Annotated in this window: 21 protein-coding genes; 11 read left to right on the top strand and 10 right to left on the bottom strand. The window is 71.0% G+C overall.

Annotation, left to right across the window (positions count from 1 at the left end; translation table 11 throughout):
* Positions 1-64 precede the first annotated feature (64 nt).
* The 8 genes from gltX to ACLF3M_RS06345 all read left to right on the top strand — a co-directional run bounded on the left by gltX (position 65) and on the right by ACLF3M_RS06345 (position 7427).
* Positions 65-1396 carry a glutamate--tRNA ligase gene (gene gltX / locus ACLF3M_RS06380; RefSeq protein ID WP_430656029.1) on the top strand — a complete coding sequence of 444 codons (1332 nt, stop codon included), beginning with the start codon at positions 65-67 and terminating at the stop codon, positions 1394-1396.
* A 7-nt stretch (positions 1397-1403) separates the two neighbouring features.
* Positions 1404-2801 (top strand): cysteine--tRNA ligase, encoded by a 1398-nt coding sequence (gene cysS, locus ACLF3M_RS06375; protein ID WP_430656028.1) that lies wholly within the window; start codon positions 1404-1406, stop codon positions 2799-2801.
* 80 nt (positions 2802-2881) lie between these two features.
* On the top strand, positions 2882-3271 hold the full coding sequence (locus ACLF3M_RS06370; RefSeq protein WP_430656027.1) for an endonuclease domain-containing protein: 390 nt from the start codon (positions 2882-2884) through the stop codon (positions 3269-3271).
* Between the two features lie 67 nt (positions 3272-3338).
* On the top strand, positions 3339-3689 hold the full coding sequence (gene copM / locus ACLF3M_RS06365) for a CopM family metallochaperone (RefSeq protein ID WP_430656026.1): 351 nt from the start codon (positions 3339-3341) through the stop codon (positions 3687-3689).
* The gene (locus ACLF3M_RS06360; protein WP_430656025.1) at positions 3686-4513 is read left to right on the top strand and encodes an RNA methyltransferase; all 828 of its coding nucleotides are present in this window, start codon (positions 3686-3688) and stop codon (positions 4511-4513) included. Before copM ends, ACLF3M_RS06360 begins: the two co-directional genes overlap by 4 nt.
* On the top strand, positions 4510-5373 hold the full coding sequence (locus tag ACLF3M_RS06355) for an alpha/beta fold hydrolase (protein ID WP_430656024.1): 864 nt from the start codon (positions 4510-4512) through the stop codon (positions 5371-5373). The genes ACLF3M_RS06360 and ACLF3M_RS06355 overlap by 4 nt, the downstream gene beginning before the upstream one ends.
* 2 nt (positions 5374-5375) lie before the next feature.
* The gene (locus ACLF3M_RS06350) at positions 5376-6344 is read left to right on the top strand and encodes a Bug family tripartite tricarboxylate transporter substrate binding protein (protein ID WP_430656023.1); all 969 of its coding nucleotides are present in this window, start codon (positions 5376-5378) and stop codon (positions 6342-6344) included.
* Positions 6345-6446: 102 nt separating this feature from the next.
* Positions 6447-7427, top strand: coding sequence for an endonuclease/exonuclease/phosphatase family protein (locus tag ACLF3M_RS06345; RefSeq protein WP_430656022.1), 981 nt, complete (start codon positions 6447-6449; stop codon positions 7425-7427).
* Positions 7428-7457: 30 nt separating this feature from the next.
* Here ACLF3M_RS06345 and ACLF3M_RS06340 read toward each other — a convergent pair whose 3' ends face one another.
* Positions 7458-7943: a hypothetical protein gene (locus ACLF3M_RS06340; RefSeq protein ID WP_430656021.1), complete on the bottom strand. Its 486-nt coding sequence runs from the start codon at positions 7941-7943 to the stop codon at positions 7458-7460.
* A 4-nt stretch (positions 7944-7947) separates the two neighbouring features.
* Positions 7948-8151, bottom strand: coding sequence for a hypothetical protein (locus ACLF3M_RS06335; RefSeq protein ID WP_430656020.1), 204 nt, complete (start codon positions 8149-8151; stop codon positions 7948-7950).
* Positions 8152-8357: 206 nt separating this feature from the next.
* Here ACLF3M_RS06335 and rpsD point away from each other — a divergent pair, with 206 nt between their 5' ends.
* The 3 genes from rpsD to ACLF3M_RS06320 all read left to right on the top strand — a co-directional run bounded on the left by rpsD (position 8358) and on the right by ACLF3M_RS06320 (position 10984).
* Positions 8358-8975, top strand: a complete 618-nt coding sequence (rpsD, locus tag ACLF3M_RS06330) for a 30S ribosomal protein S4 (protein WP_430656019.1) — start codon at positions 8358-8360, stop codon at positions 8973-8975.
* Between the two features lie 251 nt (positions 8976-9226).
* Entirely contained in the window at positions 9227-10717 is a 1491-nt protein-coding gene (locus tag ACLF3M_RS06325; protein ID WP_430656018.1) for a family 16 glycosylhydrolase, read from the top strand.
* Between the two features lie 75 nt (positions 10718-10792).
* A complete protein-coding gene (locus ACLF3M_RS06320) occupies positions 10793-10984 on the top strand; it encodes a hypothetical protein (RefSeq protein WP_430656017.1) in 192 nt (63 codons plus the stop codon).
* 10 nt (positions 10985-10994) lie between these two features.
* On the opposite strand, the gene ACLF3M_RS06315 is transcribed toward ACLF3M_RS06320, so the two are convergent.
* The 8 genes from ACLF3M_RS06315 to purL form a co-directional block, all read right to left on the bottom strand.
* Entirely contained in the window at positions 10995-12170 is a 1176-nt protein-coding gene (locus ACLF3M_RS06315) for an enolase C-terminal domain-like protein (RefSeq protein WP_430656016.1), read from the bottom strand.
* A gap of 68 nt (positions 12171-12238) precedes the next feature.
* Positions 12239-12949 (bottom strand): lysophospholipid acyltransferase family protein, encoded by a 711-nt coding sequence (locus tag ACLF3M_RS06310; protein ID WP_430656015.1) that lies wholly within the window; start codon positions 12947-12949, stop codon positions 12239-12241.
* The gene (locus ACLF3M_RS06305) at positions 12946-13914 is read right to left on the bottom strand and encodes a phosphatidate cytidylyltransferase (RefSeq protein ID WP_430656014.1); all 969 of its coding nucleotides are present in this window, start codon (positions 13912-13914) and stop codon (positions 12946-12948) included. The genes ACLF3M_RS06310 and ACLF3M_RS06305 overlap by 4 nt, the downstream gene beginning before the upstream one ends.
* Entirely contained in the window at positions 13911-14546 is a 636-nt protein-coding gene (locus ACLF3M_RS06300) for a CDP-alcohol phosphatidyltransferase family protein (protein ID WP_430656013.1), read from the bottom strand. The genes ACLF3M_RS06305 and ACLF3M_RS06300 overlap by 4 nt, the downstream gene beginning before the upstream one ends.
* 78 nt (positions 14547-14624) lie before the next feature.
* Positions 14625-15569 carry a glycosyltransferase family 2 protein gene (locus ACLF3M_RS06295; RefSeq protein WP_430656012.1) on the bottom strand — a complete coding sequence of 315 codons (945 nt, stop codon included), beginning with the start codon at positions 15567-15569 and terminating at the stop codon, positions 14625-14627.
* A 131-nt stretch (positions 15570-15700) separates the two neighbouring features.
* Entirely contained in the window at positions 15701-16039 is a 339-nt protein-coding gene (gene grxD, locus ACLF3M_RS06290; protein WP_430656011.1) for a Grx4 family monothiol glutaredoxin, read from the bottom strand.
* Between the two features lie 28 nt (positions 16040-16067).
* Positions 16068-16301 (bottom strand): BolA family protein, encoded by a 234-nt coding sequence (locus tag ACLF3M_RS06285; protein ID WP_430656010.1) that lies wholly within the window; start codon positions 16299-16301, stop codon positions 16068-16070.
* Positions 16301-18520: a phosphoribosylformylglycinamidine synthase subunit PurL gene (gene purL / locus ACLF3M_RS06280; RefSeq protein WP_430656009.1), complete on the bottom strand. Its 2220-nt coding sequence runs from the start codon at positions 18518-18520 to the stop codon at positions 16301-16303. The genes ACLF3M_RS06285 and purL overlap by 1 nt, the downstream gene beginning before the upstream one ends.
* Between the last annotated feature and the right edge of the window lie 55 nt (positions 18521-18575).

Genomic DNA, 18575 nt, shown 5'->3' with positions numbered 1-18575 from the left:
GATGATGGCATGCCGGACCGGTGCGCCTTGCGTTCCCCTGCCATCTGGCGTTCCTGTCGCCGGGATGAAGGTCCGTTTCGCCCCCTCGCCCACGGGATTGCTGCATGTGGGCAATGCACGGATTGCACTCGCCAATTGGTGCCTGGCGCGGGCCCGGGGCGGGCGCTTCCTGCTGCGCCTGGACGACACGGACACCGAGCGGTCGAAGCCGGAATATGCGGAAGGGATCGAGGAGGATCTCCGCTGGCTCGGCCTGGATTGGGACGAGTTCCGACGCCAGACCGACCACCTCGCCGACTATGCCGCGGCGGCGGAGCGGCTGAAGGCGTCCGGCCGGCTCTACCCCTGCCTCGAGACCGAGGAAGAGCTCGCCTACAAGCGGGAGCAGCGGATCAGGCAGGGCAAGCCGCCGCTCTATGACCGCGCGGCGCTGAAGATGACGAAGGAGCAGCTCGACCGCGCGATCGCCAACGGCAAGACGCCGCATTGGCGCTTCCTGCTGTCGGGCGGGTCGGTGGAGTGGCACGACGGCGTGCTGGGGCGGCGCAGCGTGAAGCTGACCAGCCTGTCGGATCCGGTGCTGGTGCGCGGGGATGGCAGCTTCCTCTATACCTTCACCTCCGTCGTGGACGACCTCGAGACCGGCATCACCGACGTGGTGCGGGGCGAGGACCACGTGACCAACACGGGCATCCAGCTCGATATCCTGGGGGCGCTGGGCGGGAAGCCGGGTTCGATCCGCTTCGCCCACCTGCCGCTGCTGACGGATGCCGAGGGCGGGGCGCTATCCAAGCGCCTCGGCAGCATGGGGTTGCGCCAGCTGCGCCGCGACGGGATCGAGCCGGCGGCGCTGGCGGGCTACCTGGTGGCGCTGGGGTCGAGTGCCGATCCCGTGCCCGGGATGCCGGCCGAGCTCGCGAAGGGCTACGACCTCGGACGCATCAGCAAATCCGCCGCGCGCTTCGACACGAAGCAGCTTCTCGCGCTGAACCGGAGATACCTGCACGGCGTGCCCTTCGCCGCGGTGAAGGACCGGCTGCCGGAGGGTGCGGGGGAGGCGTTCTGGAACGCGGTGCGCGGCAACCTTGATCTCTTCCGCGAGGTTCGGGATTGGTGGGACGTCGTGTCCTCCGATATCCTGATCACGGCAGATCCCGCCGATGCCGACATCCTGCGCGCCGCGGCGGAGACGCTGCCCGAGGAGCCCTGGGATGAGGCGACCTGGCCGGCCTGGACGGCGGCACTTGCGGAGCGCACCGGCCGCAAGGGGAAGGCGCTGTACCTGCCGCTGCGCCGGGCGCTGACCGGCGAGGACCACGGGCCCGACCTCAAGGCCTTCCTTCCCCTGATCGGCCGCGCGCGGGCACTGAGGCGTCTGACGCAAGCGGCGGGCTGAGACACCGATGGAACTGCAGATCCACAACAGCGCGTCGCGCCGCAAGGAGCGCTTCGTCCCGCTCGATCCCGCGGATGTGCGGATGTATGTCTGCGGGCCGACGGTCTACGACCTCGCGCATCTCGGCAACGCGCGGCCCGTCGTCGTCTTCGACGTGCTGTTCCGGCTGCTGAGCCGGCTTTTTCCGCGCGTCACCTACGCCCGCAACATCACCGATGTGGACGACAAGATCATCGACCGCTCGCGCGAGAGCGGGGAGTCGATCGCGTCGGTGACCGCCCGCACCACCGCCGACTACCACCGCGACATGGCGGCCCTCGGCGCACTGCCACCCACGGTCGAGCCGCGCGCGACGGGGACCATTCCGGAGATGGTGGCGCTGATCGGGCGGCTCATCGAGCTCGGCCATGCCTATGCCGCCGAGGGGCATGTGCTGTTCTCGGTCGCGAGCTTCGCCGATTACGGCAAGCTGTCCGGCCGTTCGACAGATGAGCTGGTCGCCGGCGCGCGGGTCGAGGTCGCGCCCTACAAGCGCGACCCCGGCGACTTCGTGCTGTGGAAGCCGAGCACGCCGGACCAGCCGGGCTGGGACAGCCCCTGGGGTCGCGGCCGGCCTGGCTGGCACATCGAATGCTCCGCCATGGCGCACAAGCATCTCGGCCCCGATTTCGACATCCATGGCGGCGGCGCTGACCTGATGTTCCCGCACCACGAGAACGAGGTCGCGCAATCCGTCTGCGGTTTCCCCGGGCATCACTTCGCGCGCTACTGGATGCATAACGGGATGCTGCTGGTGGACGGCGAGAAGATGTCGAAGTCCCTCGGCAATTTCCGCACCGTGCAGGATATCCTGACGCTCGGCCCCTGGGCCGGCGAGGCGTTCCGCCTGCTGCTGCTGAAGACGCATTACCGGATGCCGCTGGACTACACCGAGGCCGGGCTGAACGAAGCGCGGAAGGAGCTGGATCGCTTCTACCGCGCGCTGTCGAAGATGGCGGCGGTCGAGGCAGGGGACGGCGATGTGCCGCACCCCGCGGAGCACCCGGCGGTGGAGGCGGCGCTGGCGGACGACCTGAACACGCCGCTTGCGCTGGCGTCCCTGCATCACCTGGTCTCGACCGCGAACACCGCGCTCGAGGAAGGCGACGATGCCGCGCTGCCGCATCTGAAGGCGCGCATCCTGTCGGCGGGCGCGCTGCTCGGCATCCTGCAGGCCGATCCCGATGCGTGGTTCCGTGGCGACGCGGCGGTGGACGAGACGGCGATCGCCGCGGCCATCGAGGCGCGTCTTGCAGCCCGAAAGGCGAAGGACTGGCCGGAGGCGGACAGGATCCGGAAGGAACTCGCGGAGAAGGGCATCCTGCTGGAGGACGGGCCGCAGGGGACGACCTGGCGGCGGGCGTGACACCGCAGGACGGCGACTCTCCCTCCCCCGCAAGCGGGGGAGGGTCGGGGAGGGGGCCAGGGCCGGTCCTGAAGGACCCGATGCTGCGCGATGCCGCCCGGCGGCTGCGACGCGATTCCACACACGCAGAACGTGTGCTGTGGCGTGCGCTGCGGGTGAACGCGCTCGGTGTGCCGTTCCGTCTTCAGCATCCGATCGCGAACTACGTCGCGGACTTCGCGGCGCCCAGCATCATGCTGGTCGTCGAGGTGGATGGTGGCCAGCACGGCGGAGACGACGACGTCCCGCGTGATGCGAAGCTGGCGTCGCTGGGCTGGCGCGTGCTGCGCTTCTGGAACAATGAGGTTATGGAGAATCGCGAAGGCGTTCTTGCACGCATACAGGATGTGGTGAGCGATGCGCTGAATGCGGGCAGTTCCGCAAACCCTCTCCCCGGCCCTCCCCCGCTTGCGGGGGAGGGATCGTCGTGACCGACCCTTGCCTTCCCACGACCGCAACCCCCCACCTCACGTCCGGACCCACGCCCGGAGCCTCCGCATGACCCGCCTTCTCCTCCTCGCCCTCGTCCTCTCGACGCCCGCTCTTGCCCAGCACGCTGGCCACGCTACCGCGTCCGCGCGCACCGACGCGCCCGCGACCCGCGAATTCCGTGCCGCCAACGACCGCATGCATCGCGACATGGCGATCCGCTACACCGGCAACCCCGACCTTGACTTCGCGGCTTCCATGATCCCGCACCACCAGGGCGCGATCGAGATGGCGCGCGTGCAGCTGCGATACGGCACCGACCCCGAGATGCGCCGCATCGCGGAGGAGATCATCCGCGCCCAGGAAGCCGAGATCGCCGAGCTTCGCGCCTTCCTCGCGCGCACCGCGCCACCTCGATGACCGGCGGGCGCGGGGAAGGCGGCGCGCCCCTCACGCCGCCGCCGGGCGAAAGCCCGATCGTCGTGCTGGTGCGGCCTCAGATGGCGGCGAATATCGGCATGACGGCGCGCGCGATGGCCAATGGCGGGCTCTTCCATCTGCGGATCGTCGCGCCCCGCGACCACTGGCCGCAGCCCAATGCCTGGGCGGCGGCCTCCGGCGCCGACGCGATCCTCGACGCCGCGCAGCTCTTTCCCGACATCCGCAGCGCGGTCGCCGACTGCCACCGCGTCTTCGGCACCTGCCCGCGCCCGCGTCACGTCGTCATCCCCATGCGCGACGCCCGCGCAGCCGCCGAGGATTTTCGGGAGATCAACGCCCGCGGGCTCCGTCTGGCCGTCCTGTTCGGACCGGAACGCGCGGGGCTCGAGGCGGACGACCTCGCGCAATGCGACACGCTGGTGCGCTATCCCCTGAACCCGCAGCACAACTCGCTGAACCTGGCGCAGGCTGTGATGATCCTGGCCTATGAGTGGTGGATGCAGGCGGAGACCACGCCGCCGCGCGAACTGCAGACGCATGAGACGCGCCCCGCGACGAAGCAGGAGCTCGACAATTTCCTCGATCGCCTGGTTGCGGAGCTCGACGCCGCCGGCTTCCTGCACAACGCGCCGAAGCGGCCGGGCATGGTGCGCAACCTCCGCCACTGGTTCGAACGCGGGGAGGTCACGGAGCAGGAGCTACGCACGCTGCACGGCGTGGTGACGGAGCTCTCGCGCGGCCGCATGGTGCGCGGCCGCTTCGCCGGCGAGGTGCCCGGCCTGCCCTGGGAAGAGACGCCATGAACCACCCCGACGGCACGACGGTCCCGCCGCTGCCCGACCTCCGCTTCGTGGAAGTCGATGCGGCAAACCTCGGCCTGGAAGGGCCGCGCATGTCCTTCATGGAAGCGGGGCAGGGTCCGGCGACGATCCTCTGCCTGCACGGCATCGGCGCCAATTCCATGGGCTGGCGCTTCACGCTGGACGCGCTGTCGAAGGATGCCCGTGTCATCGCCTGGAACGCGCCGGGCTACATGCTGACCGACAATTTCCGCGCCGTTTCGCCGAGGCCCGAGGACTACGTCGCCGTCGCGATCGCGCTGCTTGACGCGCTGCGTGTCGACGGGCCGGTCTTCGTCGCCGGGTCCTCCTTCGGCTCGATGCTGGGCGCCTGCATCGCGGCGACCCGTCCCGACCGCGTGGCGAAGCTCGCGCTGCTGGGAACGTCGCGCGGCCAGCGCTGGAAGGGGCCGGAGGGACGCGCGCAGATGCTCGCGCTGCGCGCGGCCTCGGTCGCCGAGGGCGGCGTCGCGCTGGCGCGCACGCGGTCGAACAAGCTGGTCTCGCCCTCCGCGCCGCCGCAGGTGCTGGCGATGGTCCAGGGCGTCGTCGCGGCCACGAACCCGCGCGGGCTCGTGCAGGCCGCGCGCTGCACCGATATCGCCGACGTCGTCCAGGACTACGCGCCGCGCATTGCCTGCCCCGTGCTCGCCGTCACCGGCGCCGACGACCAGGTGAACCCGCCCGACACGGTCGGCCGCTCGATCGCGGAGGCGATCCGCGGCGCGCGCTTCCTCTCGCCGCCCGGCATCGGCCACCTCCCGGAGATCGAGGCGCCGGCGCAGACCACCGCGCTCCTGCGCGACTTCTTCCTCGGAGCCTGACCATGCGCCTGCCCCGCCGCGCGCTGCTCGCGACGCTTGCCTTCCCCGCCATCGCCCGCGCGCAGGATGCCTTTCCCGGGCGCCAAGTGCGCATCGTCGTGCCCTTCCCGCCGGGCGGCGGGCTGGATGCGCTGGCGCGCGGTCTGGCGGACCGTTTGCAGCCGGTGTGGCGGCAGGCGGTCGTCGTGGACAACCGGCCCGGCGGCTCGACCGTGCCGGGGACGGACATCGTCGCCAAGGCGCCGCCGGACGGCCACACGCTGCTGGTGACGGCGGACAACTCGATCACCTCCAACCCGCACCTGATCCGGTCGATGCCGCACGACCCGATGCGCGACCTCGCGCCGGTCACGGTGCTGGTCGAGGTGCATCAGATGATCCTGGTGAACCCCTCGGTCGGCGCGGACACGATGGCCGGGCTTGTCGCCACGGCACGCGCGCAGCCCGGGAAGCTTAACTTCGGGAGCTACGGCACGGCGTCGCAGCCGCATCTCGCCTTCGCCGCGCTCGCCGCGCAGGAAAGGCTCGAGTTCGTGCACGTCCCCTATCGCGGCCTGACGCCGGCGGTGCTGGCGACGCTGTCGGGCGAGGTGCAGATGACGCTGGCCGGCATCGCCTCGGCGCAGGAGCATCTGCGCGCGGGCACGCTGAAGGCGCTTGCGGTCGGCAAGCCGGCTCGGCTGGATGCCTTTCCGCAGGTCCCGACCCTGGCCGAGACGGGCCACGGCGCGATCGACCCGCGCACCTGGTTCGGCGCCTTCGCGCCCGCCGGCACGCTGCCGGCGCTGGTGCAGCGGATCTCGCGCGACATCGCGGCCGCCATGGCCGAACCCGCGCTGCGCGACCGGCAGCTCACCCCGAACGGCTACACCGTGCATGCCTCGACGCCGGAGGCCGCGGCCGCCTTCGTGCGGGAGGATTTCGAGTACAAGCGGCGGCTGATCGCGCTGGCGGGGATGACGCCGGACTGAGTGGGCGCGCTGCCCGGCACCAGCCCCCGCGCGACCCTAGAAAATTCACTTCATCATCATATCGGGTCGTGCTGCGCTGCCAGCGATGCAGGAGGCCGGCACATGGCGAGATCCCTCAAGATCGGCACCTTCAACGTCCAGAACCTGTTCTTCCGCTACGAGATGCTCGACAAGACCAGGAACGGCATGAAGGTCGTCCCGGTCGATCCCGACAGGCTCACCATCAACGACTTCCGGCGCATCCTGGAACGCTCGGGCCCGATCGGCGAGGCCGAGCGGCTCGCCACCGCGCAGGTGATCCTCGCCAACGACCCCGATGTCGTCGCTCTGCAGGAGGTCGAGAACATCGAGATACTCGACGCCTTCAACAGGCAATACCTGAAGCGACGCTACCCCTACTCGATGGTGGTGGACGGCAACGATCCCCGGCAGATCGACGTCGGCATCCTGTCGCGGCACGACATCGTTGCCGTGCGGTCGCGTCGGTGGGAGCCGAAGGGCAGCGCCCCGACGAAGCGGATCTTCAGCCGCGACTGCCTCGCGGCGACGGTGGATGCCGGCGGCTTCCGCCTGACGATGTACGTCAATCACTTCAAGTCGAAACTGCCGACGCGCTACCCAGACGGCACGATCGATGACGGCCGCGCCAAGCGCAAACGGCAGGCCGACCGAGTCGCGGCCATCCTGGCGGAGGACTTCCCGGATGGCCGTGGCCACTACGTGGTGGCCGGCGACCTCAATGCCGGCCCCACAGAGTCGGCGCTGCGCCAGCTCGTGACCCAGGCCGGGCTTGAGAACGTGGTCGATCGCCTGCCCGCCGCGGCGCGCTGGACGCACTACTACGCCCGGGAGAAGGTCGGACCGAAGCAGAAGCAGATCGACTACCTGCTCCTCTCGCCCGATCTCTCGGCGCGGACCCAGGGCATCCTGCCGGTGATCGAACGGCGCGGGCTTGACCCGAAGATCGTGCGCAAGGTCAACACCGCCCCGAAAGCCTTTGGCGGCCCGATCGATCCGTTCGAGGGCGTCGGCACCGGCGCTTCCGACCATTGCGGCGTCTTCCTGTCCATCCCGCTGGACTGAACGGCGTCCGAACCGGCGGATCGCGGCAGGCTACCGTCGGCTCCGGAGCACCTTCTGCCGCTTGCCCATCGCCGCTTCGCCGCGCGCGCGCCGCGCTTCCATCTCGGCGGTGGAGAAATCGATGCGGCGATCGCGGCGGGGCGCCCGCATCCAGAACCAGGCGCCCGGCCCGCCGAGCAGCAGCGCGAGCAGGCCAAGCGAAGCCGGCCCCGCCCAGCCCTCGAACAGGCCGGGCAGGCCGGCCCGCTCGCCGGCCTGCAGCACCGGCACCGTCACGCCGGCGGGGTAGGCGACCAGGCCGCTGCCGAGCACCCGCCGCTCCGCCCCGCCGATGCGATAGGCGATGATCGGGCGGAGCCGGACGAAGGGGCCGAAGGGCTCGCGCAGCACGCCGGCGGCGCGGCCCTCGACGCGCTGGCCCGACCAGGCGAGACGCACGGGCTCCGCCGCGAGCCACCCCGCGGCGCCGAGCGTCGCCAGGGCCAGCACCAGCAGCGCCGCCCCGGCCCGCCGCATCGCCTCAGGCCAGCTTCTTCGCGAGCTTGCGCGCCAGCAGCCAGCCCAGCCCGCCCGAGACCGGCGCCCCGGGCAGCGCGATCAGCCAGCCGATATGGGCGCCGTTGACCACTAGGCCCATCCCGATGCCGAACATCAGCCCGCCGACCAGGCTGCCCACCACGCCGGCCGTTAGCCCCAGCACCAGGATGTCTTCGCGCGTCACCATGGGCGCGGAGTAGGGGAGGGGCCGGTCGTTTGACAAGCGGGCCGGGGGGCGCCTAGAAGCCGCCCACTTCCGGGAACGCGGACGGCGGGTGATCCGCCGCGCCCGCCCTTGGGCCAAGGCCCTCTGGGACTACCGGGACAAACCAGGACGCTTCAGCGTCCGCCATGAAGAAGGACCGGTGCCGAGAGGCCCGGCAGGTGCAGCGCATGACCAAGCGCGCGGAATCCAAGTACAAGATCAATCGCCGCCTCGGCGTGAACCTCTGGGGCCGTGCCAAGTCCCCTGTCGCCAAGCGCGAATACGGCCCCGGCCAGCACGGCCAGCGCCGCAAGCAGAAGCCGACCGACTTCGGCGTGCAGCTGATGGCGAAGCAGAAGCTCAAGGGCTACTACGGCAACATTGGCGAGAAGCAGTTCCGCAAGTACTACGAGGAAGCGGTGCGCCGGAAGGGCGACACCTCCGAGAACCTGATCGAGCTGCTCGAGCGGCGGCTCGACACCGTGATCTACCGCATGAAGCTGGCCGTGACCCCCTTCGCGGCGCGCCAGTTCGTCAACCACGGCCATGTCACGGTGAACGGCAAGCGTCTCAACGTCCCGTCCTACATCGTCAAGGACACCGACGTGATCGAGGTGAAGGAGAAGTCGAAGCAGATGACCGCGCTGCTCGACGCCGTGCAGAGCGGCGAGCGGGACGTGCCGGAGTACATCGAGGTGGACCACCGCGCGATGCGCGGCCGCATCGTCCGTGCGCCGAAGCTCTCCGACGTGCCCTACCCCGTGCAGATGGAGCCGAACCTGGTCGTCGAGTTCTACTCGCGGTAATCAGCGGGTTCTACTCGCGCTGGCCTGACGTTACTCGACGAGCCTCCCGAGGCGCCGATTCCGAATGGGATCGGCGCCTTTGCTTTGTGCGAAGCGCGCGTCGACGCGAGATTTCAGACCGGATTTCAACGCCCTGGTTTTCAACCGACAGTTTATGACGCCATAGTATTTGGCACGCCAGAGATGTATAACGTATACGTGCGGTCACGGCGCCGCGAGCGCGCGCCCGACCCCGACAGCACGGAGCCCTCATGTCTGGCACATCCAGCAGCCTCGCCGCGTCTTCCCTCTCAACCGCCAATGCAGCCGGTATTCCGGGCTATTCGACTTCCTGGACGGAGACCTTCGACGGTGGCCTCGGGCAGATCGGCCATACCTGGGGCCATGTCTGGGTGCATGACGGCATGGCGACCGTCAGCTCCTGGGCCGGGGAGGGCTGGCAGTCCTCCGGCATGATGCAGTTCCCGGGCGGCGCGACGGCGGCCCAGGGCTTCGGCCTCTACAGCGTGACCATGCAGATCAACTCGAGCGCGCCTGGCGCCTTCGCCTGCCTCTGGCCTTCGACGGACCGGTGGCCCGGGCCGGAGCTCGACTTCGTCGAGCTCGACGGAAACGGCAACCCGTACTCCACCATCCACTGGAAGGGCGCCGACGGCTCGGACCAGAGCCAGGGCTATGCGCTGACCGGCTTCGACCCGCGCGGCGTCCACACGTATTCGCTGGAATGGGCGTCCGACCACCTCTCGATGTATGTGGACGGCGCGCTGAAGTGGACGACGACCGAGCACGTCCCGCAGGACGCCGCGCATGGCGGCGAGAACGGCGCCTTCGGCGTGGGCGAGCAGCCCGCCTGGGCCGCGGCCTGGCAGAACGGCGACAACAGCGTGGACGTCTTCGAGATGTCCTACGCCGCGCCCAGCGGGGGCGCCCCGACCACGCCGCCGCCGCCCGTCGTCACGCCCCCGCCGGTCGTGACCACGCCCCCGCCGGTCGTGACCACCCCGCCGCCGGTCGTGACCACGCCGCCGCCGGTCGTGACCACGCCGCCGCCCGTCACGCCGCCGCCGTCGGCCGAAACCGGCATGCCGGCGGGCACCACGGCCTCCGACCAGGTCTGGCTTGGCACGCACGCCTATGCCGGCACGGACTACGCCACCTTCGGCGTCATGCCGGCCTGGGGCACGGTCGTCACCGCGACGGGCAGCGGCGCGGCGCCCGCGCATCTCGCCTACGACAACTTCGTCGCCGGCAGCTTCGATTTCCGCACGTCCGGCGCGCTCGACCTGATGCTGGTCAGCCTGCGCGAGGGCTCGGCCAGGACCGGCTCGGGCAACGACCACGTCACCTGGGTCGCGCACAGCGACGACGCCGCGGCGAGCAACACGATGCGCATTGACACCGGCGCCGGCGACGATGCCGTGCACGTCACGGCGGCCGGCCTCTCCTCGCTCGCCGACACCGACCGCTGGAACAACGGGCCCCTGTACAACGGCAGCTATGACGGGGGCTGGTCGGGCGCGATGGTCACGCTCGGCGCGGGGCACGACACGCTGGTGGCGGATGCCGGCCACACCGCCGTCGCCGACTTCCATGCCGGCGAGGACGTGCTGCGGATCGGCCACGCCGCGGACCAGGTCGCCCAGCGGCAGACCGCCGAGGGCCTGCTCTTCACCTGGGACCATGGCAGCGTGCTGCTCTCCGGCGTGACCGCGTTGGCGGCGCAGGACCTGGTCTTCGGCTGACGTTACACTTGCTGACGGGCGGGCGGCGGGGGCGGCGTGCTCTCCTCCGCTTCCCACACCGAGGCGAGGTCGCCCATGCCCCTGCCCGGCGACGACCTGCCCGGCGAGGATGACAGCTTCGTCTTCGGTCCTGGGGCGCCGGCCGAACCGGAGGATGCGCCACAGGACGCCGATCTCTGGTCCAGCCTCATGGCGCGCTGGATCGCCCTGATCGGACCGGAAGAGGACCGGGCGGCGCCGCCTGCCGACGATCTCTGGGTCGGCTGACCGGGGGCGCTCAGACCCTCATCGCCGCGATGTCGTCGAGCGTCGCGCCGAGGCCGAAGCCTGGCGCGTCGCTCGGCACCAGCCGCCCGTCCACGGGCACGGCCATGCCGGGGAACAGCCGCGTCTCCTCGAGCGGGATGCCGGGCGCGGAGCCCAGGAAATACTCGCCCCAGCGGCTGCAGGGCGCGGCGAGGCCGAAATGCTGGCCATAGGGCGTGTTCATGCCGGCATGCGGGATGACCTCGATCCCCGCGGCGTCGGCGATCGCCGCGACGCGCAGGCACGCCGTCAGCCCGCCGACCCAGCCGATGTCGGGCTGCAGCACGTCCACCAGCCGCCGCGATGCAGCGGTCGCGAAGGGCTGCGGCATGTACCAGTGCTCGCCGGACGCCAGCCCCATCCAGGGCAGGCGGGCGCGCAAGCTCGCCAGGCCCTCCATGTCCTCCGGCATCAGGCAATCCTCGATCCAGCGGAGGCGATAGGGGCGCAGGCGATCGGCCAGGCGCACGGCGTATTCGACGTCGAAGGCCATCCAGCAATCCAGCATGATCTCGGAATGCGGGCCTGCGGTCTCCCGCATCCGCGCCACCGCGGCCTCGTTCGCCTCGAGCCCGGCGATGCCGTCGGCGGGGCCGTGCGGGCAGGGATACTTCGTCGCGCGGAAGCCGAGCTCCATGTGCCAGTCGGTGTCGCCGCCGGTGGCGTAGCACTCGATATGCGGACGGGACGGGCCGCCGATGATCTCGTAGACCGGCCGGCTGAGGAGCTTGCCCTTGAGGTCCCACAACGCAAGGTCGATCGCACTGATGGCGTAGGCGCCGAGGCCCGGAGCGCCATACGGAGACGCCATGCGGACCATCATGTCCCACAGCTTCTCGGTGGCCATGGCGGGCTCGTCCACCAGCAGCGGGCCGAGATGGCCGTTGATGGTCTCGATCACCGGCGCGCCGTAGCGGCTGACGCCGAAGCCCCAGCTGCCGTCGCTCGCGGTGGCCAGGCAGCCCACCGCAGGCCAGCTCGGCCGCCAGGCCGCGCGCAGCTTCTTGTAGCGGGGATAGCCCGACATCGGACCCGCGACCTCGGCATCCGCCGTCCAGGGCGGTCGGCGCGCGGGCGTGCGCGGCGTGCCGCCGACGAGATCGGAGCGGATCGCGAAGGCCTGGACCTTGGCAATGGTGACGGTCATGGGCGCGGCCGGGCTGCGTGCTGCATCGCCTAGCGGTAACGCGCGGCCCGCGCGCCGGGAAGGGGCGGCTACGGACGGAGCGCCAGCACCGCCTCGCGCGCGGCCGCGGTCAGCGCGGCGCGGCCGGCGGCGTTGGCCGGGAGGTCGCCGAAGCGCAGCGGCTTCCCGATGGAGAGCGAGAGCTTGCCCGGACGCGGCCATTTCCGGTCCGGCGGCCAGGCGGCATGCGCGCCATCGAGCCAGCAGGGCACGACGGGGACGTCGCTGCCGAGGACGAGCGTCGCGAGGCCCGGCTTGAACTCGCCTGGTTCGCCGCTGCGGCTGCGCGTGCCCTCGGGGAACAGGATGTAGACCAGGCGGTCCTCGACCAGGCGCGACCGCAGCGTCTCGATCTCGCCGCGCGTGGTGCGGCCGCGCCGGACGGGCAGCGCGTTGATGGCATAGGCCGCGAAGGCGGCGGTCGCGTCGGAGCCGAAGAAGACCTCCTCCGCGGCCAGCGCGTGGGCCGCGCGCGCGGCGTCGCCGCGGAGCGCCGCGGCGAAGGTCAGTGCGTCGAGGTGGCTGGTGTGGTTGCCGATCATGCAGAAGGGCGGCGCCGGCAGGTTCTCCCGCCCCGTCACCTCCAGCCGGTGCGCGACGGCGAGGTAGAGCCGCAGCACGCGGCGCCACAGCCCGTTGGCCGCAAGCTCGAACAGGCCGCGCTCCCGCGCCAGGCTGCGCCAGCGGTCGGACGGCGCCAGGGCCAGGTCGCGGGCGGGGCTGAACTTCCACTCCGTCATCCCGTGATCACCCGCACGGGCTGCCCGCCGCCGATGCCGACGAGGTAGTGGACGAGGTGGAAGACCGCCGGCGAGACCAGCAGCAGCGAGTTGAAGCGATCCAGGATGCCGCCATGGCCCGGCAGCACCGCGCCCATGTCCTTGATCCCGATGTCGCGCTTGATCGAGGACAGCATGAGGTCGCCCATCTGCCCCGCGACGCTGACCAGCACGCCGAGCAGGATCAGCCAGTACCAGCGGTCCATCGGCGTGCCGTCGAAGATCGCGGAGGCCAGCAGCGCGACGACGGTGGCCGTGACGCAGACCGCGCCGAGCGCGCCGGAGATCGTCTTGTTCGGGCTCGTCGCTGGCAGCAGCTTCGGCCCGCCGATCAGCTTGCCGCAGGTGAAGGCCGCGCAGTCGTTCAGCGCGACGGCGGTCATCAGCAGCAGCACCAGCGGGCGGTAGTTCGCGTCGTTCGCCATGAAGCCGAGATGCGCGAAGCCCGCGCCGAACAGCATGAAGCCCAGCACCGCGAGCCCGACGCGCTGGATGTAGCCCGCGGGCCGGTCGAGCGGGATGGTCGCGACCGCCAGCACGCTGACCGACAGCGTCCAGAGTGCCACGAAGAAGCCGTACCAGTTGTCGAGCGCGGCGAGGTTCACCATCAGGATGCCGGCCGCGACGAAGGCCGAGAGCACGCGTTCGCGGAACAGCCCCGTGGCGCGGGCGTATTCGCGGTAGCAGAGCAGGCCGAGCACGGTCACGAGCAGGATGGTCGGCACGCGCCCGATCAGCACCGGGACGATCATCAGGGGCAGCAGCACGCACCAGGATCCGAATCGCAGCCAGAGCTCGCGCCGGAAGTCGGGCCTCGCGCGTCCGGTGACGGAGAGAAAGAAGATCGCGCCCGCGGCGCCGGCCAGCACCAGCGCGGTCGCGCTGACGATCCAGACGGTGACGGGATGGGCGAAGGCGGTGCTCATCGGCGCGCTTTCAGGAAGACCCAGGCGCCCGACAGGCGCCGCCAGGTCGTGTAGAGTGAGCCCAGCGTGATCGCCCAGAGTGCGATCATCGGCAAGGCAGCCGTCCAGGCGAAGGGCAGGATGGCGCAGATCACGGCGAGGCCGGTGACCAGCGCCATGCGGTGCTGTTTGGCCATCGGCCCGCGGAAATCGCTCGGCGCGCCGGCGGCCTTGCCGACCGCGCGGACATAGGCCGTCGCCATCGCCGCCAGCGCCGCGGCCAGGCCCAGCGCGACATTCCCGCAGGCCACGCCGAGACCGATGAAGACCGCGGTGTCGGACACGCGGTCCGGCACCTCGTTGAAGAGCTCCCCGGCCGGCGAGGCGATGCCGCGCCCGATCGCCACCATCCCGTCCAGCAGGTTCGCCAGGAGCCGCAACTGCACGAAGAGCGCGCCCGCGAGCCAGAGCGGCCGCGCCGCGCCCGGCCACCAGGCCGTGCCGGCCAACGCCAGCCCGGCGATGATCCCTGCGCCCATGCCGGCGAGCGAGATCCCGTCGGCCGAGGCGCCGCGCGCCACCAGCCAGGCAGCGGTCTTCTGGGTTACGCCGAGTTCGCGCGCCGCGATGGGCCGCCTGTCGCCGGACTGCATCCTGTCCTCGCTTTCGCCGGCAAGGATGGCACGGATCGCCGCAGGGCGTGTTTCGCCGGGGTTGCGCGCGTGTTTCGGCTATTGCGCGTAGCGCCGGAACGGGCCGTGCAGCCCGCCCGGGATCAGCGGCAGCAGATGCGCGGCCGCGAGGAGCAGGCCGCGCTTCGCGCCGGGCGCGGCAGCGAAGGCGCGTCGCAGCGTGGCGAGGCCCTCGTCGCGCGCGCCGTGGCGGAGGAGTTCCTTGCCCACGACCCAGCCGTTCTCGGCCTCGGCGCGCGCCTTGATCGCAGCGAATCGCGGGCCGAGCCGCACCCTCACCGCGGGGTTCCGCCAGATCGCGTCCATCGCCGGCGCGAAGGCCGCGGGATCGCGCGCCATGCGGCGATAGGCGCTGCCGGCGCGTTCTCGGACGAAGAGCAGGGGCGCCGTGCCGCCCACGCGGGCGAAGGGGCCCTGCAGCGCCAAGCGTATCCAGCACTCCCAGTCCTCGCCGTAGCGGATCGCGGGATCGAAGCCGCCGGCGGTGTCGAAGGCGCCGCGGCGGATCAGCGCGTGCCCGCCATTGACCAGCAGGTTGCGGATGAGCAGGCGCGGCAGGATGTCGCCGGCGGGAAACGGGCCGGTCTTCACGCGAAGCGGCGAATCGCCGGGATGGGCGGACTCGGCCATGGCGGCCCAGGGGCCATAGGCCGCGACGGCATCGCCCGTCAGCGCCGCGACAAGGCGCGAGACGGCATCCGGCGCCAGCCAGTCATCGGCGTCGAGGAAGAGCAGCGTGTCCCCGGTCGCAGCCGCGATGCCCGCGTTGCGCGCGGCGGAGACGCCGGCATTGGCCTGGCGGAGGATGCGGATGCGCGGGTCGTCCTCGGCGGCGGTCTCGGCCGCGCGGGCTGTGCCGTCGCGCGAGCCGTCATCGACGAGGATGAGTTCGAGGGAGGCGTGCGACTGCGCGCGCACCGAGCGGATCGCGTCGGCGACGAAAGGGGCGACGTCGAAGGCAGGGGTGACGATGGAGACGCGCACGCCCCTGGTGTGGGGCGGGCGGGGCGCGAGGCTAAATCAAGGTTACGCGGGTGCAGCACCCCCACCCGCCCTCGCTCCGCTCGGGCACCCTCCCCCGCGAGCGGGAGAGGGAAACCGAAAGGGGGAGAGTGTTACGCCCCCGCCTTCGCGGTAACGCCCTTCTCCTCGAGCAGGCCCTGCAGCTCGCCCGCCTGGAACATCTCGGTGACGATGTCGCAGCCGCCGACGAACTCGCCCTTCACATAGAGCTGCGGGATGGTCGGCCAGTTCGAGAAGGACTTGATGCCCTCGCGCAGCTCCATGTCCTCCAGCACGTTTACGCCCTTGAAGGGCACGCCGACATGGCTGAGGATCTGCACGACGCGGGCGCTGAAGCCGCATTGCGGGAAGACCGGCGTGCCCTTCATGAAGAGCACCACCGGGTTGTCGGTGATCTCGGCCTGGATGCGGTCGTGGACCTGGTCAGCCATCTCTCTCATTCCCCTCGGGATAAGCGGTTCACTCGGGCGCCTGGGTCTGCAGGGCGAGGGCATGCAGCGCGCCCCCCATCCGGCCCTGCAGCGCGGCATAGACGATCTGGTGCTGCTTGACGCGGGGCAGCCCCTTGAAGGCGGCCGAGACGACCTTGGCGGCGTAATGGTCGCCGTCGCCGGCGAGGTCCTCGATCGTGACGACGGCGTCGGGCAGGGCCGACTTGATCAGCGCCTCGATCTCGGCCGCATTCATAGCCATCAGCCAACAGCCTCCATCAGCCGGGGCAGCGTGCCCTCATGGGCGGCCCGCAACTCTGCCAGGGATATGGAGGAGCCGGGGGCGAGAACCAAGTCCCCGCCGCCCGTGCGGCCCAGCCGCGCCGCGGGCACGCCGGCGGCCTTCGCCGCGGCCAGCAGCGCCGCGCCGTCGGAAACCGCCAGGACGTAGCGGCCCTGGTCCTCGCCGAACCAGAAGGCGTGGGCGGGAAGGCCGGCCGGGGCGTCCAGCGTCGCGCCAACGCCGCCACCCATGGCCATCTCCGCGACCGCGACCAGCAGCCCGCCATCCGCGGCGTCGTGGCACGCGGCGACCTGTCCCGCCAGGATCCGCGCGCGGACGAAGTCGCCGTTGCGGCGCTCGGCCGCCAGCTCCACCGGTGGGGGGGCGCCGTCCTCTCGCCCCGCGATCTCGCGCAGCCAGAGCGACTGGCCGAGCCAGCCCGTCGTCTCCCCGATCACGACGAGGTCCAGGCCCGGCTTCAGCGCGAGCCCGACCGAGGCCGCCGCATCCTCCAGCACGCCGACGCCGCCGATCGCGGGGGTCGGCAGGATGCCCTTGCCGTTGGTCTCGTTGTAGAGCGAGACGTTGCCGCTCACGACGGGGAAGTCGAGCGCCGTGCAGGCGGCGGCCATGCCGCGCACGGCACTCGCAAACTGGCCCATGATCTCGGGCTTCTCGGGGTTGCCGAAGTTCATGTTGTCGGTGATGGCGAGCGGCGTCGCGCCGACGGCGGTCAGGTTGCGCCAGGCCTCGGCGACGGCCTGCTTGCCGCCTTCCTCCGGGTCGGCCAGGCAGTAGCGCGGCGTGCAATCCGTGGTCATGGCCAGCGCACGCTTCAGGCCCTCGAGCTTCACCACCGCCGCATCGGCGCCGCCCGGGCGCTGCACGGTCTGGCCGCCGACGGTGCTGTCGTACTGGTCCCAGATCCAGCGGCGCGAGCAGAGGTCGAGCGATCCCACGAGCTTCGCCAGCGCAGCCGGCACGCCCACGGGATCGGCGACCGAGGCCGGATCCAGCACTGGCTGCTTCGGGGTTTCCGTCGTCGGGCGGCGATACAGCGGCGCCTCGGATTCCAGCGGCGCGAGCGGGATCTCCGCCTCGACAGCGCCCTTGTGCCGGATGACGATCCGCCCGGTGTCGGTGAGGTGCCCGATCACCGCGAAATCCAGCTCCCACTTCCGGAAGATCGCCTCGGCCTCGGCCTCGCGGCCGGGCTTGAGGATCATCAGCATCCGCTCCTGGGATTCCGACAGCATCATCTCATAGGCCGTCATGCCGGTCTCGCGCTGCGGCACGTTGTCCAGCACGAGCTCGATCCCGACGCCGCCCTTGCCCGCCATTTCCACCGACGACGAGGTGAGCCCCGCCGCGCCCATGTCCTGGATCGCGACGATCATGTCGGTCGCCATGAGCTCGAGGCAGGCCTCGATGAGCAGCTTCTCCACGAAGGGGTCGCCGATCTGCACCGTCGGGCGCTTCTCCTCGGCGTCGGCGGAGAACTCCGCGCTCGCCATGGTCGCGCCGTGGATGCCGTCGCGGCCGGTCTTGGATCCGACATAGACCACGGGGTTGCCGATGCCGGCGGCCGCGCTCAGGAAGATCCGGTCCTTCGGCGCGATGCCGACCGTCATGGCGTTGACCAGCGGGTTGCCGTTGTAGGCCGCGTGGAAGTTCACCTCGCCGCCGACCGTCGGCACGCCGACGCAGTTGCCGTAGCCCCCGATGCCGCGCACCACGCCGTCGATGATGCGCGTCATCCGCGGCGCGTCGGGCATGCCGAAGCGCAGCGCGTTGAGGTTCGCGATCGGCCGCGCGCCCATGGTGAAGACGTCTCGTAAAATCCCGCCGACGCCGGTCGCCGCGCCCTGGTAGGGCTCGATGAAGCTGGGATGGTTGTGGCTCTCCATCTTGAAGATGGCGGCGAGCCCGTCGCCGATGTCGATGACGCCGGCATTCTCGCCGGGGCCATGGATCACCCAGGGCGCCTTGGTCGGCAACGTCCTCAGCCAGACCCGGCTCGACTTGTAGGAGCAGTGCTCGGACCACATGACGGAGAACAGGCCAAGCTCCGTCAGCGTCGGCACCCGGCCGAGGATCGCCAGCACCCGGTCGTATTCGTCCGCCTTCAGGCCGAACTCGGCCGAGAGCTGCTTCGCGCGCTCGGGCGCCAGCGGAGGAACGCGGGGGGTTTCGGCCATGGCGCGTTGATGGCGAAACCGCGAGGCCAAGGCAAGGACCGCCGGCGCGGGTCTG

It is taken from the genome of Falsiroseomonas sp. HW251 (genome assembly GCF_050563545.1).
GTDB lineage: Bacteria > Pseudomonadota > Alphaproteobacteria > Acetobacterales > Acetobacteraceae > Falsiroseomonas.
Note: the sequence above shows the minus strand (reverse complement) of the source record. Positions and strands in the feature narration are given on the sequence as shown.

Coding starts and splice junctions, on each gene's coding strand:
- gltX (WP_430656029.1), top strand. CDS start 65: ATGAAGGTCCGTTTCGCCCCCTCGCCCACGGGATTGCTGCATGTGGGC.
- cysS (WP_430656028.1), top strand. CDS start 1,404: ATGGAACTGCAGATCCACAACAGCGCGTCGCGCCGCAAGGAGCGCTTC.
- ACLF3M_RS06370 (WP_430656027.1), top strand. CDS start 2,882: ATGCTGCGCGATGCCGCCCGGCGGCTGCGACGCGATTCCACACACGCA.
- copM (WP_430656026.1), top strand. CDS start 3,339: ATGACCCGCCTTCTCCTCCTCGCCCTCGTCCTCTCGACGCCCGCTCTT.
- ACLF3M_RS06360 (WP_430656025.1), top strand. CDS start 3,686: ATGACCGGCGGGCGCGGGGAAGGCGGCGCGCCCCTCACGCCGCCGCCG.
- ACLF3M_RS06355 (WP_430656024.1), top strand. CDS start 4,510: ATGAACCACCCCGACGGCACGACGGTCCCGCCGCTGCCCGACCTCCGC.
- ACLF3M_RS06350 (WP_430656023.1), top strand. CDS start 5,376: ATGCGCCTGCCCCGCCGCGCGCTGCTCGCGACGCTTGCCTTCCCCGCC.
- ACLF3M_RS06345 (WP_430656022.1), top strand. CDS start 6,447: ATGGCGAGATCCCTCAAGATCGGCACCTTCAACGTCCAGAACCTGTTC.
- ACLF3M_RS06340 (WP_430656021.1), bottom strand. CDS start 7,943: ATGCGGCGGGCCGGGGCGGCGCTGCTGGTGCTGGCCCTGGCGACGCTC.
- ACLF3M_RS06335 (WP_430656020.1), bottom strand. CDS start 8,151: ATGGTGACGCGCGAAGACATCCTGGTGCTGGGGCTAACGGCCGGCGTG.
- rpsD (WP_430656019.1), top strand. CDS start 8,358: ATGACCAAGCGCGCGGAATCCAAGTACAAGATCAATCGCCGCCTCGGC.
- ACLF3M_RS06325 (WP_430656018.1), top strand. CDS start 9,227: ATGTCTGGCACATCCAGCAGCCTCGCCGCGTCTTCCCTCTCAACCGCC.
- ACLF3M_RS06320 (WP_430656017.1), top strand. CDS start 10,793: ATGCCCCTGCCCGGCGACGACCTGCCCGGCGAGGATGACAGCTTCGTC.
- ACLF3M_RS06315 (WP_430656016.1), bottom strand. CDS start 12,170: ATGACCGTCACCATTGCCAAGGTCCAGGCCTTCGCGATCCGCTCCGAT.
- ACLF3M_RS06310 (WP_430656015.1), bottom strand. CDS start 12,949: ATGACGGAGTGGAAGTTCAGCCCCGCCCGCGACCTGGCCCTGGCGCCG.
- ACLF3M_RS06305 (WP_430656014.1), bottom strand. CDS start 13,914: ATGAGCACCGCCTTCGCCCATCCCGTCACCGTCTGGATCGTCAGCGCG.
- ACLF3M_RS06300 (WP_430656013.1), bottom strand. CDS start 14,546: ATGCAGTCCGGCGACAGGCGGCCCATCGCGGCGCGCGAACTCGGCGTA.
- grxD (WP_430656011.1), bottom strand. CDS start 16,039: ATGGCTGACCAGGTCCACGACCGCATCCAGGCCGAGATCACCGACAAC.
- ACLF3M_RS06285 (WP_430656010.1), bottom strand. CDS start 16,301: ATGGCTATGAATGCGGCCGAGATCGAGGCGCTGATCAAGTCGGCCCTG.
- purL (WP_430656009.1), bottom strand. CDS start 18,520: ATGGCCGAAACCCCCCGCGTTCCTCCGCTGGCGCCCGAGCGCGCGAAG.